This is a genomic window from Paenibacillus sp. SZ31 (assembly GCF_012912005.1).
Lineage (GTDB): Bacteria > Bacillota > Bacilli > Paenibacillales > Paenibacillaceae > Paenibacillus.
In genome coordinates this window covers 202,013-220,978 of the sequence record NZ_JABBEA010000008.1, presented here as the reverse complement: position 1 = coordinate 220,978, position 18,966 = coordinate 202,013, and the positions used below count along the sequence as shown (strand labels likewise).

Here is an 18,966-nt window from a genome sequence, read left to right as displayed (position 1 = left end):
AATGTGAAATATGGATGAGAGCTGGTGATGGCATGGAACCTTTACTGAAAGTTAATGATTTATCTGTCTCTTTTCACTCTGGAGAGAGTGAGTTTCAGGCAGTGCGAGAAGTGAGTTTTGAAGTACGAAAAGGCGAGACGCTGGGCATTGTAGGAGAATCGGGCAGCGGAAAAAGTGTAACAGCACGCTCCATTATGAGGCTACTTGCATCGCCGCCTTCGCAGATGAAAAATGGAGAGATTCTATTTAAAGGGGTCGACCTGGCCAATAAAACGCAGAAAGAGATGGAGAGCATTCGTGGGCGTGATATTGGCATGATCTTTCAGGACCCGATGAGTTCCCTTAATCCGACCATTAAAGTAGGTAAACAGATCTCCGAGAGTCTGATCAAACACCAGAAGGTGTCCAAAAGGGAAGCCAAGAAGCAGGCGATTGCCATGATGGAGCGGGTGGGGATAACTCGCAGCGAAATACGCTACAACCAATATCCGCACGAATTCTCCGGAGGCATGCGTCAGCGGGTCATGATCGGTATTGCACTTGCTTGTCGTCCTGAATTGCTCATTGCCGATGAGCCGACAACCGCACTGGACGTTACGATTCAAGCTCAGATTCTGAATTTGATGAAAGATATGCAGGACCAACTGGGCACATCGATTATCCTGATCACGCATGATCTGGGCGTAGTGGCAGGCATGTGTGATCGGGTTGTAGTTATGAAGGAAGGACAGATTGTGGAAACCGGGACAACGACAGAGATTTTTGCTAATCCCAAGCACCCGTATACCATCAGACTCCTGAATGCATTACCACGTTTGGATCAGAAGAAAAAGCCAAAACCGGTATTATTGGTCCCGAGAGATCTGGAGGATGATCAGCCGTTGCTTGAGGTGAAATCACTCAGACAACATTTCAATCTGGGGAAAGGCAATATCTTAAAGGCCGTGAATGATATCAGTTTCCATATTCGTCAAGGAGAGACGCTTGGCGTTGTAGGGGAATCCGGCAGCGGAAAATCAACCACGGGCCGTGCCATTCTACGATTGCATGAGCCAACGGGTGGAGATGTACTGTTTAAGGGAGTTCCGCTTAATCGTCTGTCGGCTTCGGAGATGAAAACGATGCGCAGACATATGCAGATTATTTTCCAAGACCCCTATGCATCTCTGAATCCCAAAATGAGGATTATGGATATCATTGGAGAAGCGCTTGATATCCATCAACTTGCAGGTAATGCCGCTCAGCGGGAGAAGCGGGTGGAGGAATTACTGGAGATGGTAGGTCTTGATCCCACCCATGCGCAGCGTTATCCACATGAATTTTCGGGTGGACAGAGACAGCGGATTGGTATTGCGCGAGCTCTGGCTGTGGAGCCGGAATTCATCGTATGTGACGAGCCATTGTCTGCACTGGATGTGTCGATACAAGCACAGATCGTACAATTGCTTGAAGAGTTGCAACAGCGACTGGGCTTGACGTATCTCTTTATCGCGCATGACTTGTCCATGGTCAAACATATCAGTGATCGAGTGGCTGTCATGTATAATGGGAAAATTGTGGAGCTTGCAGAGAGCGAAGAACTGTATTCTAACCCGCAACATGCCTACACCAAGGCGTTGCTTTCTGCTATTCCTGTACCTGATCCGGCGGTAGAAGCGAAGAAAAAGAGACATGTTGTAAAAGAAACAACAAGAGAAAATGTTGAAGTAGAGGACCGTTATAATCTGGAACATTCCAAGTGGGTAGAAGTCAAGGAAGGACACTGGGTAGCCATATCTAGCTAAAGGAATATAGCGCTTTGTAACTACAAAAGAACCCCGACGATGATCTCCATAGATCGTTATCGGGGTTGTGTTATATGTGTTTTGTATAATAGCAGTCATCGAAAGCGATTATTTGAATTGGACCGATTTTTTGATGGTATCAATCTCAGCTTTGGTCTCATCATCCATGTAAGTGAAGATGAAGTTGAAAGCATACCCTTCAATAATCGTACTATAGTAGTCCTGGGTAACGGTTGTACCGTCACCTGCATCCATCGTGATTTGCATGAGATCCATCTCTTTACCACCGATGGTTTCCGTTGTCATTTCTTTGTAATCGTAAGGGAACTGGCTATCTTCCATGAATTTTTTGGTTGCTACCAGGTAGTCTTTACCTGTACGAATACCTTGCAGCAAGCTTACTTTCTCAGCAACCGCAATTGCGGAAGGACCAACTTGGCCTGCATCTAATGGATACTTTGAAGCCATAAGCAGATTCAATGTTTTGGTCTGAGACAGTTCAATTTGTTTTTTCTTTGTTTCATCATCACCAGCAATCGCCTCGGATGAAGCACTTGTCAGCTCATTCATGCCTGCAGCATCCTGGAACTCCCATGCTTCCGGGAATTTCAGCGATACGCCAAAATAATCATTGGTGTAAGAACCTTTTTCTGTAGTCCCCAGCTCAACGTCTTTGGAATTATCAGTTTCCTTGGACTCTTCGCTTGCTGGTTCTGTGTTCTCTGTTTCTTCTGTATTCGCTGGTTCAGAATCAGTACCCGTCGTTGTTTCTGTCGGGGTAGGCTCTTCTGTTGCGGCTGTGTTATCTGCTTTGTCACCGCAAGCGGCTGCAACCAGCATAATCATGATGAGCATGGCGAATAAAGAAACTTTTTTTGGAATTGTCATATTACCCTCCTGAAATGTGTGTGTTTTTCTCTCTCTACATGTTGCCTGCTTTCTAAATTGTGGCACAAACGTTCTCATATACTACCTATAGGAATCTATAGGGGTCTTCTATACATAAGACATTCGGCTGGCAATTGAAACAGCTTCTGTGCTGGATTGCACACCTAATTTGTTGAAAATCACTTTTTTGTGATGATTCACGGTGCATTCCTTGATGAGGACCAAAGTCCTGCCAATGGACGCTACTAATCGTGAAGTTGATTTTGCAAAATAGATATGTTACGCTTACATTACAAGAGCAAACACAACAGAATATGCAATAACATCTTTTGATGGATTGTAACTGTGAAGACAGGCAAAACCTAAACTGATGGTGAAATGAAGGCCCCTTTTTTTGGTGCTATTTTACCTTGAGTTTAGGTTTTTCTTGTTTTCTGCTCTGAATTACAGTTTTTAACCTGGAAAAACCAAAATAAATTTCGAAAAGAGGTTGTTGTTCATGACCACGGCAAAAAAAGGATTCCCCGAAAACTTCCTATGGGGCGGCGCTACAGCTGCCAATCAATTGGAGGGTGCATTCGATAAGGACGGCAAAGGCCTCTCCACAGCGGACATGATCGCTCATGTTCCAAAAGAGAAGCGTACAGGCGGACATGCCATGGAAATTTCCTCTTCCCGAATTGAAGAGATCCTCTCCGGCAAAATCGAAGAACGTTTCCCGAAACGTTTTGGTATCGATTTCTACCATCACTTTAGAGAAGATATTGCATTGTTTGCTGAAATGGGCTTCAAAGTATTCCGTTTGTCCATTCACTGGGCACGTATTTTCCCGAACGGTTATGATCAAGAGCCGAATGAAGCAGGCTTGAAATTCTACGATGAAGTATTCGACGAATTGTTGAAATATGGCATCGAGCCGCTCGTTACATTGTCTCACTATGAGACACCGCTTGGCTTGACGCAAAAATATAACGGCTGGGCTGGCCGTGAAGTAATCCAGCACTATGTTCGATATGCAGAAACGGTGTTCAACCGTTATAAAAATAAAGTGAAATACTGGCTGACGTTTAATGAAATTAACGTAATGCTGTTCAGCCCGTACACTGGCGGCGGCATTCTGATCGATAAAGTGGACAACAAGCTGCAAACCACTTATCAAGCACTGCATCACCAATTTGTAGCAAGTGCATTGGTAACGAAGCTTGCTCACGAGATTATGCCTGGTTCCCAAGTGGGTTGTATGCTTGCTCGTATGGAAACTTATGCGGCAACATGTAATCCGGTAGATGTTCGTCTGGCTCAACACGAGAATCAGATTAACCTCTTCTTCACGGACATGCATGCTCGTGGTAAATACCCGAACTACATGGCTCGTTATTTTGAAGAAAACGACATCGTTATTCAAAAAGAAGCAGGCGATGATGAGATCTTGCTGAACAATACCGTTGATTTCATCTCCTTCAGTTACTACATGTCCGTAACCAAATCTGCATCCGCAGACAAGGAAGAAACATCGGGTAACCTGACTGGCGGCGTGAAAAACCCTTATCTGGAAGCGTCCGACTGGGGCTGGGAGATTGATCCGATCGGTCTGCGCGTAACGCTGAACAACTTCTGGGATCGTTACCAGAAACCATTGTTCATCGTAGAAAATGGTCTGGGTGCATATGACCGTGTTGAAGAAGACGGTTCGATCCATGACTCCTATCGTGTGGATTACCTGAAAAAACACATCGAACAAATGAAAGAAGCGATCAAAGACGGTGTGGATCTGATTGGATTTACAGCATGGGGCCCGATTGACCTTGTGAGCATGTCCACTTCCGAAATGTCCAAACGTTATGGTTTCATCTACGTGGATCTGGATGACGAAGGTAACGGAACACTCAAACGTTCCAAAAAAGATTCATTCGACTGGTACAAAAACGTAATCTCCAGCAATGGTGAGCAACTGTAGTTCTCTCCTTTCCAGGATTGTTACCGCATAAAAAGCGGGCAAAACCTAACACGAAAGTTGGCATGGAAGGAATCTAATATTCCTGATGGCCCTTTTAGTTGGAGATTGTCCGCTTTTTCCTGTCGGCAAAGGATAGAGTAATGCGTTTAGACAAAGAATGAAAATACCGTTAATTAGAGAGGAATGATTGACATGACAACACCATTTCCGAAGGATTTCCTATGGGGCGGCGCTGTAGCAGCCAACCAACTTGAAGGAGCTTATAATACAGATGGCAAAGGCCTGTCTGTCCAAGACGTAATGCCACACGGGATTACAACGCCTAGAACGGAAGCACCTACAGAAGATAACCTGAAACTGATCGGTATCGATTTCTACAACCGCTACAAAGAGGATGTTAAACTGTTTGCTGAAATGGGCTTCAAAGTATTCCGTACATCCATCGCTTGGTCCCGTATCTTCCCTAAAGGCGATGAATTGGAGCCGAATGAGAAAGGTCTGCAATTTTATGATGACCTGTTCGATGAGTGCCACAAATACGGCATTGAACCACTCGTAACGATCTCTCACTATGAGACACCGCTGCATTTGTCCAAAACGTATGATGGCTGGGTTAACCGTAAAATGATCGATTTCTACGAGCGCTATGTAACAGTGCTGTTTAATCGTTTCAAAGGCAAAGTAAAATACTGGCTGACGTTCAACGAAATTAACTCTATTCTGGAAGAGCCATTCATGAGCGGTGGAATCTACACGCCAAAAGCAGAACTGTCCAAACAGGATCTGTACCAAGCGATTCATCATGAATTGGTAGCTAGTGCCTTGGCTGTTAAACTGGGACATGAAATTATGCCTGAAGCCAAAATCGGCTGTATGGTACTGAGCATGCCTACGTATCCGCTGACTCCGAATCCGGATGATGTGGTTGCAGCGATGCATGCTGAACAGCGCAATGATATCTTTGCTGATATCCATGCACGTGGTTACTATCCGAAATACATTAATCGTTATTTCAAAGCGAATAATATCAATATTAAGTTTGAAGATGGCGATGCTGAAATTCTGAAGCATACCGTAGACTTTATCTCGTTCAGTTACTATGTAAGTATCTGTGAGACAGGTGATCCCGAGAAACGTATCGAAGGAAAAGGAAACCTGTTCGCAGGTGTACAAAACCCTTATCTCAAAGCGAGTGAGTGGGGCTGGCAGATCGATCCGCAAGGACTGCGCGTAACCTTGAATAAATACTGGGACCGTTATCAAAAACCATTGTTTATTGTCGAAAATGGTCTGGGTGCAGTGGATGAGCTGATTACCGACGAAAATGGCAATAAAACGGTGAACGATGATTACCGTATTCAATACTTGAATGACCATCTGGTACAGGTGGGTGAAGCTCTTGAGGATGGCGTAGAAGTGATGGGTTATACGTCATGGGGCTGTATTGACCTGGTAAGTGCTTCAACAGCAGAGATGAAGAAACGTTATGGCTTCATCTATGTAGACCGCAACAATGATGGTTCAGGAACACTGGATCGTTACAAGAAAAAATCATTCCACTGGTACAAAGAAGTTATTGGTACGAATGGCGCAAGTCTTAAGAACAACAACGAGTAAATACTAGTTCTTCAAGCATAGTTGTACAAGTACCTTCTTATGTCACATTAACGCACATTAACCGCTTTCACAAAAACATTGTCATATGGATAATTATATGGTAAGATGGGCCTAAGGCTAATGAATACTGGATTGTTACTGTTCAATCAGGCAAAACCAGAAGCAGGGCATATTTCGTGACCTGCTTTGGTTTTGCCTTTTACTACTTTGACGGTGCAAGGTGATGTGAAGAAATGAAAATTGAGAAGGTGCTGAACAACAACGTAGTTACCGTAATTGATCCGGGAGGAAACGAACTGGTCGTTATGGGACGTGGAATTGCCTTCAAAAAGCATACTGGTGAATCGATAGACGAGAGTCTCGTCGAAAAAATATTCTCGCTTGAAAGTAAGGAAGTATCACAGAAACTCAAAACACTTCTGTCTGATATCCCGGTTGAATATGTCGAGTGCTCGGATGAGATTATCCGTTATGCCGAGACGGTGTTAGGTGAGAAGCTGCATGAAAGCATCTACATTTCACTGACGGATCATATTCATTTTGCCATTGATCGACATCGTCAAGGATTGCAGATCCGTAACGCACTGTTTTGGGAGATCAAGCGCATGTACCGGAAGGAATATGCCATTGGACTCAAGGCGCTACAGATTATTGAGGAAACGTTAGGTGTCCTGCTTCCCGAAGACGAATGCGCATTCATTGCGATGCATCTGGTTAATGCCCAGATGAACGGTGAGATGAGGGAAACCATCAGCATTACGAATATCGTTAAGGACATACTTAACATTGTAAGACGTAGTTTTGTAATCGAGCTTGATGAAGATTCATTGAGTTATTATCGATTTTTAACTCATCTGAAGTTCTTTGCCCAACGTGTGTTGCAAGGAATGGCGATTGAAGATAAAGAAGAAGATAATCCGCTTCATGACTTGGTGAGCAAGCAGTATCCGGAAGCACATGCATGTGCAGTAAGGATCAGTGACTATACTCGTAAGATCTATAATCGGGTGTTGTCCAAGGAAGAGATATTGTATCTGACGATTCATATTGAACGAGTTGTCAGAAATGAACAAACAATCGAATAAATTTGGGATTGTTACTGCTAAAAAGGCAAAACCTAAACGTTGAATAATGATAAGCTTATCTGCTTTGTCATTATTCAGTGTTTAGGTTTTTTTTTAACCTTCATTACACATAAAAGGAGCAAAACACAATGGATACACAACAATTGTCCAAGGATATTTTGAAACTTGTTGGTGGCGAAGAGAACATCGATCAAGTTACACACTGTATGACAAGACTCAGATTTAACCTGAATGACAACAAAAAAGCGGACAAAGCGACGCTGAAAAATACACCAGGCGTTATGGGTGTCATGGAGAACGGTGGACAGTTCCAGGTTATCATCGGTAACGATGTACCTATCGTGTATAACGCATTAGTTGGCAACATGTCCAAATCCCCAAACGCAGATAATGCATCATCAAGCGCTTCAACTGGAGAAAAGAAAAAGAGAAATCCAATAAGTGCGCTGTTCGACTTTATCTCAGGTATGTTTACACCAATCCTGCCTGCGATTACGGGTGCAGGTATGATCAAAGGGATCGTGGCTATCCTTGTCGCAGTTGGATGGTTGTCCGATACCAGCTCGACCTACATCATTTTGTCTGCAATCGGTGACGGTGCATTCTACTTCCTGCCAATCATTCTGGCGATTAGTGCTGCACGTAAACTGGGTAGTAATATGTATATTGCTGCGGCGCTTGCTGCCGGCATTATGCACCCGACCATTACAGCATTGCTGGCCGATGGTCACAACTCATCGTTTATGGGGATTACAGTCATAGCGGCAACGTATTCTTCTACCGTTATTCCGATTGTTCTGGCCGTTTGGATTGCTTCATATGTGGAGAAAGCCGTTGATCGTGTTATACATGCTTCACTTAAGTTACTCATTGTTCCAACAGTTACCCTGTTAATTATGGTTCCACTGACGTTGATGACGGTTGGACCACTCGGTACTGTTCTTGGTAATGGTTTGTCTGGTGGTATCTCGTGGTTGTTCGACAACATGTCCATCTTCGCAAGTATTCTGATTGGTGGTACGATGTCACTGCTGATCATTACAGGTATGCACTATGCGTTGTTGCCAATCGTTGTAGGTTCAATGACAACACTGGGTTACGACTTTATTATTCCACTGATGTTTGCAGCTAACTTGGCACAAGGTGGTGCAGCATTTGGTGTGGGTCTCAGATCGAAAAATGCTAAAACCAAATCGCTTGCTTACTCCACAGGTCTTACGGCTATTATGGGGATCACGGAACCAGCGATGTATGGTATCAACATGAAGTTTAAAAAACCATTTATCGCAGCTCTCAGCGGGGGTGCAATTGCTGGTGCATTTATGGGGATCTTCAATGTTAAATCGTATGTTATTACAGGACTTGCGGGTCTGCCGAGTATTGCGGCATTTGTCAGTCCAGCAATTAGCACATTGATTTATGCTCTGGTTGGTGGTTTGATTGCCATCGTAGCAGCAGCGATCATTACGTATTTCTTGGGCTTCCAAGAAGAAAATGCATCGGAGCCAGTAGCTGCACCAGCAGCTGAGCCTGTAACACCAGCAACAACTTCTGCTTCTACTGTAACTGAAGAAGTAAAAGCACAAGATGAGCAAGTATTCAGCCCGATCACTGGTGAAGTTAAACCGCTGAGCGAAGTGCCAGACCCTGCATTCTCTGAAGAGATTATGGGTAAAGGATTCGCGATTCAACCAACTGAAGGCCGCGTTGTTTCTCCGATCAACGGAACTGTGTTCTCGTTATCGAAGAGTGGACATGCCATTGGTCTGGTAAGTGATACAGGCGCAGAGATGTTGATTCATATCGGGATTGATACCGTGAAGCTGAAAGGTCAGTTCTTCTCTCCTAAAGTTCAAGCAGGTGCGAAGGTTGCCGTAGGTGATGTACTGATGGAGTTCGACCGGGAACAGATCGAAAAAGCCGGTTACACAACGATTACACCAGTCATTATTACGAACATGCATCAATATGAGTCCATTGAGTCTGCTGGTCGCACTACGATCAAAGAAAAAGACTTGTTGTTCACAGCTAAAGTTTAATCATAAGAACGAAACAGCAGCTTTACCGGAATGTAATCCGGTAAAGCTGCTGTTTTTTTTGCTTATAAATTTTTAGACCACGGGAAGCATCCCCTGAACCAATTGCACAAAGTGTTGTGCAGGCTTGGACAGATATCGGTTCTGCAGCCAGACTAGCGCCGAGCCAACCGTGGAATGCTGATCTTGAATGCGGTATACGTGGAAAGGATGATCTTGATATAGCTGCAGCACCGTGTGAGGCACGATTGAACTGGAGAAGCCGAGTCGGACCAGCTCCAGCAACATATTAATGTCAGAGCACTCGCCCATGATGGAGGGCGTGACCTGATTCTCCCGGAACTTGTCCAGAATCAGCTCAAACATACCGAGTCCTTCTGTACTTGGAAGCAGCAGAGGAATACCCGTAAGCTGCTCAAAATAAGTCCCTATCTCCGCCCCTAGAACCATCTCCTTCGGGCTATCCAACGGTGTTGAAGAAATATAGAAAAGGGGCTCCTGGGGCAGGTGCAGCACCTCATAGCGTTCGGTCTGGACAGGCATGCGTACACAGGCGAGTTCAACTTTGCCATCTTCCAGTAATCGGCATAATTGCGCAGATTCATTTTGCTGAATTTTATAGGTAACCTGTGGGTGGGTTGTGCGGAACTGCTGAAGTGCTTGCGGGATCAGGCGATCCGATATGGTATTGATGCCGATGGTAAGTTTACCCCGTATGCCGTGACGGAAACTTTGCATCTCCATTACAGCTTCCTCCATATACTTGGTCAAGGTAACCGCATAATCATAGAAGCTGCGACCCGCCTGCGTTAGTTCCATCATGCGCCCTTTGCGTTCAAACAAAATTACGCCAAGCTCTTCCTCCATTAGCTTAAGCTGCTGGCTTAAAGGTGGTTGAGCCATGTGCAGTCTTCGAGCAGCCGCTGTAATCTGTTTCTCCTCGGCAATGGCAATGAAATAGCGACATTGTTTGATATCCAAGTGATTGTCTCCTTTGCCTGCAATGTATATGTAATTCGTATGGAAAGCCAACAAAACATGTATTTTTAATATACTACGATCTTATGTTACCATACATTAGATTTGCATACCTGACTAACAGGGCACGGTTTCTATATGAATATTACTGCACGAGAAAGACCTTGAATTGGAGGATGAAGCAACTTGGTTAGAACAATACATGATGCCGCTCACGCAGGGCATACCGATGAGGTCATTCGATTTATTGCACAGGGTAGCCGATTGAATGAACAGGATGCATCAGGGAGAACAGCTCTGATGGCTGCAGTACATGGTAACAAGATAGACACGGCAAGAATGCTGGTTGACGCCGGAGCGGACATTAACCTTCAGGATGCCCGATTGGATAACCCGCTGTTATACGCGAGTGCAGAGGGAATGTATGACATGGTGGAATTGGCGATTACAGCAGGTGCAGATACAAGGTTAACCAATCGTTTCGGCGGTACAGCCCTTATTCCTGCAGCGGATCGTGGCCATGTGAACATCGTCGAGCTGCTGCTGACACGCAGCGATGTGGATGTGAATCATATTAACAATCTGGGTTGGACAGCGTTGCTGGAAGCGGTCATTCTGGGAGATGGTGGAGTACGTCATCAGGAAATTGTCGCTTTGCTTTTGCGATATGGTGCAGATCCAAAGATCGCGGATCGGGACGGGATTACACCGCTTGCACATGCGCGCAAGCATCAATATACCGAAATGGAACGACTATTAACCCAAGTCTGAAGCGACTTATACATTTATGATACAGAACAGTGAAAGGATATTCCTAACGAATGAACAGACATCTAGAGCAGTTTTCACAAAAGAATATGAAGGACATATCTTCACTGATTTTGGCGGGCATACAGTGGTTTTTCTTTCTGTTTACCAATACCGTTGTTGTTCCGTTATCGATTGGACATAATTTTCAGCTGTCCCCGGATGCGATCGCTGCCTCGATGCAGCACGCATTTATACTTACCGGAGCAGTGTGTATTCTTCAAGCTGTATTCGGTCACCGATATGCGGTCATGGATGGTCCGTCAGGATTATGGTGGGGATTAACACTAAGCTTGACGGTATCTGCTTCATCGGCCGGTATGAGTCTGGAGCGTATTGGTGGTGGGCTGGCTGCAGGTTTTCTGTTAGCGGGACTGACAATGATGATTCTGGGCTGGCTGGGGGCAGCGCGAGTGCTGCAAAAGCTGTTCACACCTATGGTGAAGAGTGCCATGCTATTTCTGATGACGATTCAATTAACCATGAATTTTTTTAAAGGTATGATTGGATATACGGAGTTTGGCCGCTTCGATCTGCCTGTCGCCGCATTATCCGTTGTCATTGCATTTCTGGTGGCATGGATTCAATTGAAGGGCAGGGGGAAACTGGGGAACTACGCAATCTTGATTGGCATTGTGGCAGGCTGGATCGCTTATAGTCTATTGTTCCCTGGACAGCATAGTGGACAGCCGAATCAGACAACAACAGGCCTCACGCTGTTTCCATGGGGAGCACCCAGATGGGAACCGGGCATCGTCATTACTGCTTTCTTTGTGGGACTGGTTAATATGACGAATTCGATCACCACCTTAAGCACAGTCGAGAAGCTATATCGGGCAGAGACGACAAGCCGTCAATATCGGCGCTCATACGCGCTAACGGGTCTGTTCACGATGCTGTCAGCCTGTGTGGGTGTGCTGCCCTTTGGTTTATTTGCATCTTCAATCGGGTTCCTAGAGAGCACTCGCATTCTGCGCCGTGCTGCCTTTATTATTGGAGCGGGTATGTTATGTATGATGGGTCTTACACCTTCGGTTACAGCCTTTTTTGCACAAATACCACCAAGCGTCGGAAGTGCTGTTCTGTTCGTGGCCTATCTGCAGATGTTCGGCACGGCATTAAGAACGCTTGAAGGTACGACGTTTAATTCGAAAACGATCTATCGTGTAGCGTTGCCGGTACTTACTGGAGTTGCTGTAATGAACATTCCTGCAGAAGCCTTTCAAACGTTGCCCATGTATCTCATTCCCATTATAAGCAATGGTCTCGTGATGGGAGTGTTGGTATCATTATTACTTGAAAAAACAGTGAACTGGTCCAAAATGGAACAACCAGTGACAGCTAGTAAAGCGGCATAAAGAGTCTAAATAATGCAACAGTCCAATTCGCTTGGGCTGTTTTTTTTGTTTTGTTATCAGGCTATTCCACTATTTCACAATAATTTTTCCTTGTCCTGCAAGCATTCGCATCTCTCGGGAGAGACGGTCCTGGTTTCCATCCTGCATTTCGAGTTGAACACCATAGTGCCATGAGGTATTTTTTTCGTGACCCCAGCGGAGAGTACCTTCCATATATAGAGGGTCTTCAAAGAGCAACATATTCATTCCAATTCGAATATCGTTATTCTCTACAGGAAGGGACAGCGGAAATGACAGTTGACAGCCGGATCGACTGATATCACACAGCTCGGCCTGAATGGGCTTGGGTGGTGCATTGACTCCATTGATACTGAGAATATAGATCTCAAAGCTGATCGGTTCCTTCAATGTGTAGCGAAAGGGTTCTTTTCTATTGTTAATTGACATGGCTTCCTCCATCAGGTTCAAAAAAGTCAGTTATGCTTATATCGACCGTTTGGAGCGATAAATGAAGAGTTGCGAAAGCAGAGATGGTCCATGGGTTCCTTTTACACGTGTACCCGGCTTGATATAATGATGGAATATATTTCTGAGCTCAGACCTGAATCAGACAGAAGGGACGGTTGAATATGCGAGGGACATTTCAAATGGTTACAGATACGGCAACAATGTGCTTGTATGATCTGGCGGCGTTAAAGCATCGTGCCCAGGATACTTCGGATTGGTGGTCCATTCCGGCGGACGAGCTGGCTGAGGTGAATGCAGGCCATTGTCTGTTCCTTAACTTGGGTGCGGATGGAGTGTATGAGGTGGAATGGAGCCTGGAGGATGTAGAGGTAGATGTAGATCCAGGACGTGTAGCAGAACTTGGAAAAGTGTATCATTTGCAAGTTCCGTCGGGCAACGTCTATCTAGGAGCAGCAGATGATGTCAGTGGCGGTGAATTGGAGCCGGATGAGACGTGTGAAGGGGTTCTGTTTCAGTTAAAGCCCGGAAATTATGCGTGTATCGTCTCCAGAGAAGCCAGTCGGATCGCGATTGTCATGACACCAAGTATACAGGGAAATAACACCTTGGATGAATTAATTCGGATGTAGTGTACATATGTGAACAGGAGGCATTTCATATGCAGGATTGGAACGACACAACCATGATGAATGCAGATACCCTGCGTAAACGGATGAGAATACTTGCTGCATTGGATATCATCTTTTCGGAGGAAGAATGGTTACGCGTGCATCATTATGAAGCTGAACTTCAGCCAGGTGTGGCATGGGGAAGCATCAATAACGGCGCAAGTGATCATCTGCATGTCTTGTTTACGAACTCAGGCACGTTGATCAAGGGATTTGATCATGAGTCACCTTTGAGCCCGCATGCTCGTGAGGATGGTGAGATCTACCCAGGCATGTACGATGAAGTGCCTAAGACGTTGATGGCTGTACTGCGAGATCATGAGGAAACGTTGGATATGGAGGATGTGACCTTTTGCCTGTGGCAGGAAGGGGACGACTTGCAGTGGAAGGTTGGTAACTGGATTCAGCAGGCGATGGCCGAGGAAGACGAAGCGGACGCCAGAGGTGGTGCAGAATTTTTACTTGGATATATAGAGAAGAACTCGGACGATTACGTTGATTGGGCAAAAGGGTACTACGACTTGCTGGATCTGCCTTTGGAAGCCGTAGCTGAAGTATATGAAGAAAAACCGGTGACTGCCAGTCTGATCAAGCAGTTGTGCCCTGAACGAGATGTGGCAGCAGCACTGGATGAGTTGCAGCAACGCGGGTACCCCGTGGAACAAACGTAATGGAGTAGCAAAGGAGGAAAGTAGGCCATGCACAATGTACAACTGGAACGTATGCGTGAAAAGTTGATCACTCTCCGAAGTCTGGACCCGGATTTGGACCTGTTTGGTGCAGAAAACCATGAATATGAATTGGAGCCTGTGTGGACGCAGGAGGATATCACGCAATTTGAACAGAAATGGCAAATTAAGTTGCCGGAGGAGTATAAGGCATGGCTTCTTCATATGGGAACGGGTGGTGCAGGACCTTATTATGGTCTGGAGAACCCGGATGACGGCGTATATGCTGTGCTTGGTTATGATGATGAGCTGAATGCGATCTCGGACCCTTTTCAATTCACGGGAGCATGGAACTGGAACTATGACTGGTTCGATGACAGTAAAGAAGAAGAGGAATGGGAAGCGCTGGAACATGAATATCTTGATCCGAAATGGTCGGCAGGCATGCTGCGCATCAGTGATTACGGCTGCGGAATTTCAATCAACCTGATCGTGAAGGGTACTTCCTACGGAGAGATCTGGATTGATGATCGGGCGAACCAAACTGGAATTCACCCCGATCACTATGGTGGCAATACGAATCGACTACATTTTCTGGACTGGTATGAATTATGGTTGGATCGTTCGATCCATCAAATGCATGAACAAAAGCAATTATCTGGAGCGAACGAAGTCTGAAGGAGGTTGTACATATGGGCTGGGAATATGGGATCAGAACAACGCAGCCTGCGATTTTACCTGAAGTTGTGAAGCGTTTGGCAAGTTCATTAAAATTTACCGAAGTGTATAGTTTGGAACACCAACCCAACGGATTTGTATTGAAACGTGAAGATCCTTCCTGGCCTAGAGCCCTTGAGGTGTGGATAGAAGAGGCTTCCGGGTTAGAAGAGATTGTGGATGGGGAGTCGTATATCTACTGTTTGTTTCATATCTGGGGTGAAGAGGCGCGGAGCTGGATGCAACAGATGGAGCGAGAAACCAGACAATTTGACAGCGATTTAATCTGGTTTGAGCTCTGATCGGTAGGAGATTTGCCTGAAACAGGAGGAGCATATATGGCTAAAAAATCAAAGAGAACAATTCCTGCGCTCATATATCAGTATCAGGGTCCACAGCGGAATGTAGGTTTCGTGTTATCCCCTTTATACATACAAGAATCGGTCGAAGTAGAGATGGAAAACATGCTGTTCATATATCATGAAGACTTTGACTACATTCGTCCTGCATTAGATCGCGCCTTTCCATTAACTGACCCGCGAACTGGAGAAGAGCTGAAGGCACTTGATTCCTGCTGGGAGAATCCGATTACAAAGGAAGTGTGGGTGGGGATTTTATCAGAGTTGGATCAACAGGTGGTTGCAGAGCCAGAATTACGGATGTTTTTGAATCAGTTCACGGCTTGGGTGAGAAAGCATCTGCAATTGGCTGATGGGATCGAAGTAACGGGTAATCTGTAAGTTAGATGATCTTGGATTGTTCATGCGTGTAGGTAATCAGTATACCGGCGGCCGAAGTGCTATGTAATCAAGCTCCCTCATGATGATGGCGGAGCTTTTTTTGATGAATTAATATTAAAAACCGTTTGCTTCACTCACCCGTCTTATACCACAGAAAGAGAGAGAAGGAGGGATGCGGGGTGGAAACAAAAGCAGAGATGAACCAGAGGATATATGTACAGACCGAAGATGAGACGGAATTTGTGCAATCCATTATGGAACATCAAGATACGCTCATTAGCATTGCCTACAGTTATCTGCGTAACCGGCAAGATGCGCTGGAAGCGGTACAGGAGATGACGTGCCGGGCTTGGATCAAGCGTCGTACGCTGAACAATGAGAAGGCGTTCAAGTCGTGGATCATTCGGATTCTGATCTATATCTGCATCGATGAGCAGAGGCGGCGCAAGCGGGCGACACCTCTGGCGAAGGAAGATCTGGAGGACAGCATTCCGGCATCTTGGATGATTAGCGTTGATGATAATCGAATCGCTATGGAATCTCTTTTGCAAAAGGTGAAACCGAAATATCGCCATGTATTATTGCTGAAATATTATAACGACATGACATTGACGGATATCGCTTCGATCCTCGGCAAACCGGAAGGTACGATCAAGACCTGGCAGCACAAGGGGCTCCAGCAGTTGCGCAAGCTGATGAAGAACAGGAGGGATTGGAATGACCACTAACCCGGAGGAGAAAGCACTTCTTGCAGATGCATATCAGGTGAAAAGAGAGAAACAGCAATGGAATAAGGCGGATACGACTGCTGCCATTCAACGTGGTCTCGCGAAGGCCAGAACAAGAAGATCAGGTAGGACCGTTCGTGTCCAATGGATCGCGGCAGTGCTGGTCACGGTCCTGGCTGCAGGTTGGTTTCTTATGGGCCCACTTGGGAGCTATGGGCAACAACCAGCAACACATACTGAGCCTGTAACCCACTGGGGAGTACTTGAACCCTTTCGTGAGTTGGCAACTTCGGATATGGACCGTGCAACGATTACTTCAACGCTCAATAATGGTTATGTGCAACTCGTGGATCAGACGGTGACATCAGGAATATATCAGTTTACCGTGAACGCGGTTATGGCGGATGAGAACAGGATAACCGTATTGTATACCGCCAGAACGGATGCTTCGCAAGAGATTTATTCGATAGTCAATACCAAGATGACGGATGCAAAAACAGGTTATGTCCTTGATAACGGAAATATAGGAGGTATGCATTTTTCGAATGATAAACATACCATTTATGGCCGGAATACAATTGAGCGTAATCGAAATAAACCACTGCCTGAGCAAGTGAATCTTCAATTCCAGCTTTCTTCCGTTGTTCCAGATGTGGTGGGAAATTCAGAAAAAGGGGAAAAGGAACGAAAATATAAATATTCAAAAAAAATGAATCTTTCTTTTGCACTGGATCCCAAGTTCTCTATCCCCAAAACGGAAATCATCAACGTTAATCGTACTTTTACCGTTGGGGGTTATGAGGTCAAGTTGTCCGAAGTGGAATTATCACCGCTTGTGACTCAGGTTAGAATTGTTTTTGAGCCGGAGCAAGAGATCGATTACAAAACGAAGTTGTCGATCAGTGAAGTCGTTCAGCCTCTTGAGATTGTAACTACCACTAAAAACGGGAAACAGACCAAGTTATCCATGGTAGGCGGGAGCGGAACGGAAGACGGAATGATGTATTCTTTCAGCAGCAATCTGTTGGACAATCCGAAGTCGATGATATTAAAACTTCGTGGCAAACCAGATAAGGTCTATGATGATTTACAGGAAGCCAAGAATGATGAACTGGGGATCAAAATCAAATAAGATGAACTACTTGGAATAACTCTTATTCGAATTGGGTGGTGTATTAGCCGAGGTTTTTAGTCAGGTTTTCATGCCAAACGATCAAAGTACTTTCGGTACCTTGATCGTTTTTTTGCTGTTTAGTATCTAGGGAAATAAATATGAAGATAAAAAATATCTTCGTCCGTGTGAAACGTTAAAGTTCCGTTGTATTGTTCCGTAATATGACGCATGCTCTTAATACCAAAGCCATGACGATCTGTGTTTTTCTTATTCGTTTGTATCACATCATCTCTAATAATCAGGTCACTATTAAAGTAGTTGGTGATATGAATAGATGTGATACCGCTTTCATTTCCAATTGCAATAGAGATCGTTCGCTTCTTATCATGGGTTACGGATTGGACAGCCTCCAGTGCATTTTCTATTCCATTGCTTAAGAGGGAGTATAGATGAGTGGGTGAAATAAATGATAAACATCGGCCATCAGCCATGCAACTCATTCGAATCTGATTTTTTTCACAATAAAGCTGCTTTTTATAGAGAATTACGTCGAGGATATCACTACCGGTTTTCAACGATGTATCATAGACTTCAATAGCAGCATTCAATGACTCGAGTTCTTGATGTGTCAGTTTATAACTGATATTTGACAATTGTTGACGGAGATCGTGACATTTCATATTAATCAGTTCTATTTCACTTCGCATATTATCAAACTGTTTTTTCTCCACATAGAGTAGTTCATCCATGATTAATAAATCCTGTTTTAGTTTGCTGGTTTCTAATATTCTTGTGCGAAATAATAACGTAAGTAAAGCATACAGAATTGAAAAAATTCGAATGATGAAATCCAAGATACTATTTTCACCCTCGAAGGAACGACTTAACGAGTTAATGATTACAGTGACGAAAATAAAGATCAATGAAAAAATAACAATTAAAACCTTGTTACTTCTATCGTGTTCATAGACTTTGTTTCGACGAAAAAGTAAAGCGAGGGAAATACTAAAAATACAATGTGTCAAGGAGTACACTAACCAATCCCGTAACGGAACCATTTCCTTGAAGGGGGAAAGTGTTTCATACGGATTTTGTTTGAATACAATAATGAATATTTCATAGAACCGACCTACAATCATCTGGATCGCAATTCCGCCACAGAGACAAAACAATAGTTCTGAAAAGTTTTCCTTAAATAGTAAGCATAAAGCACTCAAAACGAAAAGATAGACAACAGTACTTATGACTCCAGGAAATAGATAGGGATAATGATAATTCATATAAGATACCAACAATAGAAGTGGAATCGCCAAGTTAGCCATGATACATAGTTTTAACCAAAACCCTTTTGAT

Annotated in this window: 19 protein-coding genes; 14 read left to right on the top strand and 5 right to left on the bottom strand. The window is 44.5% G+C overall.

Annotated features, from left to right (window positions below):
• The first annotated feature begins 32 nt into the window (after nucleotides 1–32).
• Entirely contained in the window at nucleotides 33–1,784 is a 1,752-nt protein-coding gene (locus tag HF638_RS17335) for an ABC transporter ATP-binding protein (RefSeq protein ID WP_169481319.1), read from the top strand.
• Nucleotides 1,785–1,892: 108 nt separating this feature from the next.
• Here HF638_RS17335 and HF638_RS17330 read toward each other — a convergent pair whose 3' ends face one another.
• Together HF638_RS17330 and HF638_RS17325 are read right to left on the bottom strand one after the other, a co-directional pair.
• Complete coding sequence (locus tag HF638_RS17330; RefSeq protein ID WP_169481318.1) at nucleotides 1,893–2,672, bottom strand: hypothetical protein; 780 nt, start codon at nucleotides 2,670–2,672, stop codon at nucleotides 1,893–1,895.
• A gap of 108 nt (nucleotides 2,673–2,780) precedes the next feature.
• Nucleotides 2,781–2,897 (bottom strand): helix-turn-helix transcriptional regulator, encoded by a 117-nt coding sequence (locus tag HF638_RS17325; protein ID WP_248278184.1) that lies wholly within the window; start codon nucleotides 2,895–2,897, stop codon nucleotides 2,781–2,783.
• Nucleotides 2,898–3,171: 274 nt separating this feature from the next.
• On the opposite strand from HF638_RS17325, the gene HF638_RS17320 reads away from it, so the two are divergent.
• The 4 genes from HF638_RS17320 (at nucleotide 3,172) to HF638_RS17305 (ending at nucleotide 9,370) form a co-directional block, all read left to right on the top strand.
• Nucleotides 3,172–4,629 carry a glycoside hydrolase family 1 protein gene (locus HF638_RS17320; RefSeq protein ID WP_169481317.1) on the top strand — a complete coding sequence of 486 codons (1,458 nt, stop codon included), beginning with the start codon at nucleotides 3,172–3,174 and terminating at the stop codon, nucleotides 4,627–4,629.
• A 192-nt stretch (nucleotides 4,630–4,821) separates the two neighbouring features.
• A complete protein-coding gene (locus HF638_RS17315; protein ID WP_169481316.1) occupies nucleotides 4,822–6,246 on the top strand; it encodes a glycoside hydrolase family 1 protein in 1,425 nt (474 codons plus the stop codon).
• A gap of 233 nt (nucleotides 6,247–6,479) precedes the next feature.
• Nucleotides 6,480–7,331, top strand: a complete 852-nt coding sequence (licT, locus tag HF638_RS17310; protein WP_145323608.1) for a BglG family transcription antiterminator LicT — start codon at nucleotides 6,480–6,482, stop codon at nucleotides 7,329–7,331.
• Between the two features lie 128 nt (nucleotides 7,332–7,459).
• Nucleotides 7,460–9,370: a beta-glucoside-specific PTS transporter subunit IIABC gene (locus HF638_RS17305; RefSeq protein WP_169481315.1), complete on the top strand. Its 1,911-nt coding sequence runs from the start codon at nucleotides 7,460–7,462 to the stop codon at nucleotides 9,368–9,370.
• 72 nt (nucleotides 9,371–9,442) lie between these two features.
• Here HF638_RS17305 and HF638_RS17300 read toward each other — a convergent pair whose 3' ends face one another.
• On the bottom strand, nucleotides 9,443–10,348 hold the full coding sequence (locus HF638_RS17300; RefSeq protein WP_169481314.1) for a LysR family transcriptional regulator: 906 nt from the start codon (nucleotides 10,346–10,348) through the stop codon (nucleotides 9,443–9,445).
• 183 nt (nucleotides 10,349–10,531) lie between these two features.
• Between HF638_RS17300 and HF638_RS17295 the strand changes: the two genes are divergently transcribed.
• Both HF638_RS17295 and HF638_RS17290 read left to right on the top strand, forming a co-directional pair.
• Entirely contained in the window at nucleotides 10,532–11,116 is a 585-nt protein-coding gene (locus tag HF638_RS17295; protein WP_169481313.1) for an ankyrin repeat domain-containing protein, read from the top strand.
• 50 nt (nucleotides 11,117–11,166) lie between these two features.
• Nucleotides 11,167–12,510 (top strand): uracil/xanthine transporter, encoded by a 1,344-nt coding sequence (locus HF638_RS17290; protein ID WP_248278183.1) that lies wholly within the window; start codon nucleotides 11,167–11,169, stop codon nucleotides 12,508–12,510.
• Nucleotides 12,511–12,579: 69 nt separating this feature from the next.
• Here HF638_RS17290 and HF638_RS17285 read toward each other — a convergent pair whose 3' ends face one another.
• Nucleotides 12,580–12,957, bottom strand: coding sequence for a PilZ domain-containing protein (locus HF638_RS17285; RefSeq protein ID WP_169481312.1), 378 nt, complete (start codon nucleotides 12,955–12,957; stop codon nucleotides 12,580–12,582).
• Nucleotides 12,958–13,139: 182 nt separating this feature from the next.
• Here HF638_RS17285 and HF638_RS17280 point away from each other — a divergent pair, with 182 nt between their 5' ends.
• The 7 genes from HF638_RS17280 to HF638_RS17250 all read left to right on the top strand — a co-directional run bounded on the left by HF638_RS17280 (nucleotide 13,140) and on the right by HF638_RS17250 (nucleotide 17,631).
• A complete protein-coding gene (locus HF638_RS17280; protein WP_248278182.1) occupies nucleotides 13,140–13,607 on the top strand; it encodes a DUF6386 family protein in 468 nt (155 codons plus the stop codon).
• A gap of 29 nt (nucleotides 13,608–13,636) precedes the next feature.
• Nucleotides 13,637–14,317: a hypothetical protein gene (locus HF638_RS17275; protein ID WP_169481310.1), complete on the top strand. Its 681-nt coding sequence runs from the start codon at nucleotides 13,637–13,639 to the stop codon at nucleotides 14,315–14,317.
• A gap of 27 nt (nucleotides 14,318–14,344) precedes the next feature.
• On the top strand, nucleotides 14,345–14,992 hold the full coding sequence (locus HF638_RS17270) for an SMI1/KNR4 family protein (RefSeq protein WP_169481309.1): 648 nt from the start codon (nucleotides 14,345–14,347) through the stop codon (nucleotides 14,990–14,992).
• 14 nt (nucleotides 14,993–15,006) lie between these two features.
• On the top strand, nucleotides 15,007–15,333 hold the full coding sequence (locus HF638_RS17265) for a hypothetical protein (RefSeq protein WP_169481308.1): 327 nt from the start codon (nucleotides 15,007–15,009) through the stop codon (nucleotides 15,331–15,333).
• 36 nt (nucleotides 15,334–15,369) lie between these two features.
• The gene (locus tag HF638_RS17260; protein ID WP_169481307.1) at nucleotides 15,370–15,771 is read left to right on the top strand and encodes a hypothetical protein; all 402 of its coding nucleotides are present in this window, start codon (nucleotides 15,370–15,372) and stop codon (nucleotides 15,769–15,771) included.
• A 197-nt stretch (nucleotides 15,772–15,968) separates the two neighbouring features.
• The gene (locus HF638_RS17255; RefSeq protein ID WP_169481348.1) at nucleotides 15,969–16,499 is read left to right on the top strand and encodes a sigma-70 family RNA polymerase sigma factor; all 531 of its coding nucleotides are present in this window, start codon (nucleotides 15,969–15,971) and stop codon (nucleotides 16,497–16,499) included.
• A complete protein-coding gene (locus HF638_RS17250) occupies nucleotides 16,489–17,631 on the top strand; it encodes a DUF4179 domain-containing protein (RefSeq protein ID WP_169481306.1) in 1,143 nt (380 codons plus the stop codon). Before HF638_RS17255 ends, HF638_RS17250 begins: the two co-directional genes overlap by 11 nt.
• 119 nt (nucleotides 17,632–17,750) lie before the next feature.
• Here HF638_RS17250 and HF638_RS17245 read toward each other — a convergent pair whose 3' ends face one another.
• Nucleotides 17,751–18,362 carry an ATP-binding protein gene (locus HF638_RS17245; RefSeq protein WP_169481305.1) on the bottom strand — a complete coding sequence of 204 codons (612 nt, stop codon included), beginning with the start codon at nucleotides 18,360–18,362 and terminating at the stop codon, nucleotides 17,751–17,753.
• Between the last annotated feature and the right edge of the window lie 604 nt (nucleotides 18,363–18,966).

Bases quoted from the DNA above. Each gene is read 5' to 3' on its own strand.
- HF638_RS17335 (WP_169481319.1), top strand. From the start codon at position 33: ATGGAACCTTTACTGAAAGTTAATGATTTATCTGTCTCTTTTCACTCT.
- HF638_RS17330 (WP_169481318.1), bottom strand. From the start codon at position 2,672: ATGACAATTCCAAAAAAAGTTTCTTTATTCGCCATGCTCATCATGATT.
- HF638_RS17320 (WP_169481317.1), top strand. From the start codon at position 3,172: ATGACCACGGCAAAAAAAGGATTCCCCGAAAACTTCCTATGGGGCGGC.
- HF638_RS17315 (WP_169481316.1), top strand. From the start codon at position 4,822: ATGACAACACCATTTCCGAAGGATTTCCTATGGGGCGGCGCTGTAGCA.
- licT (WP_145323608.1), top strand. From the start codon at position 6,480: ATGAAAATTGAGAAGGTGCTGAACAACAACGTAGTTACCGTAATTGAT.
- HF638_RS17305 (WP_169481315.1), top strand. From the start codon at position 7,460: ATGGATACACAACAATTGTCCAAGGATATTTTGAAACTTGTTGGTGGC.
- HF638_RS17290 (WP_248278183.1), top strand. From the start codon at position 11,167: ATGAACAGACATCTAGAGCAGTTTTCACAAAAGAATATGAAGGACATA.
- HF638_RS17285 (WP_169481312.1), bottom strand. From the start codon at position 12,957: ATGTCAATTAACAATAGAAAAGAACCCTTTCGCTACACATTGAAGGAA.
- HF638_RS17280 (WP_248278182.1), top strand. From the start codon at position 13,140: ATGCGAGGGACATTTCAAATGGTTACAGATACGGCAACAATGTGCTTG.
- HF638_RS17275 (WP_169481310.1), top strand. From the start codon at position 13,637: ATGCAGGATTGGAACGACACAACCATGATGAATGCAGATACCCTGCGT.
- HF638_RS17270 (WP_169481309.1), top strand. From the start codon at position 14,345: ATGCACAATGTACAACTGGAACGTATGCGTGAAAAGTTGATCACTCTC.
- HF638_RS17265 (WP_169481308.1), top strand. From the start codon at position 15,007: ATGGGCTGGGAATATGGGATCAGAACAACGCAGCCTGCGATTTTACCT.
- HF638_RS17260 (WP_169481307.1), top strand. From the start codon at position 15,370: ATGGCTAAAAAATCAAAGAGAACAATTCCTGCGCTCATATATCAGTAT.
- HF638_RS17255 (WP_169481348.1), top strand. From the start codon at position 15,969: ATGAACCAGAGGATATATGTACAGACCGAAGATGAGACGGAATTTGTG.
- HF638_RS17250 (WP_169481306.1), top strand. From the start codon at position 16,489: ATGACCACTAACCCGGAGGAGAAAGCACTTCTTGCAGATGCATATCAG.
- HF638_RS17245 (WP_169481305.1), bottom strand. From the start codon at position 18,362: ATGGATGAACTACTCTATGTGGAGAAAAAACAGTTTGATAATATGCGA.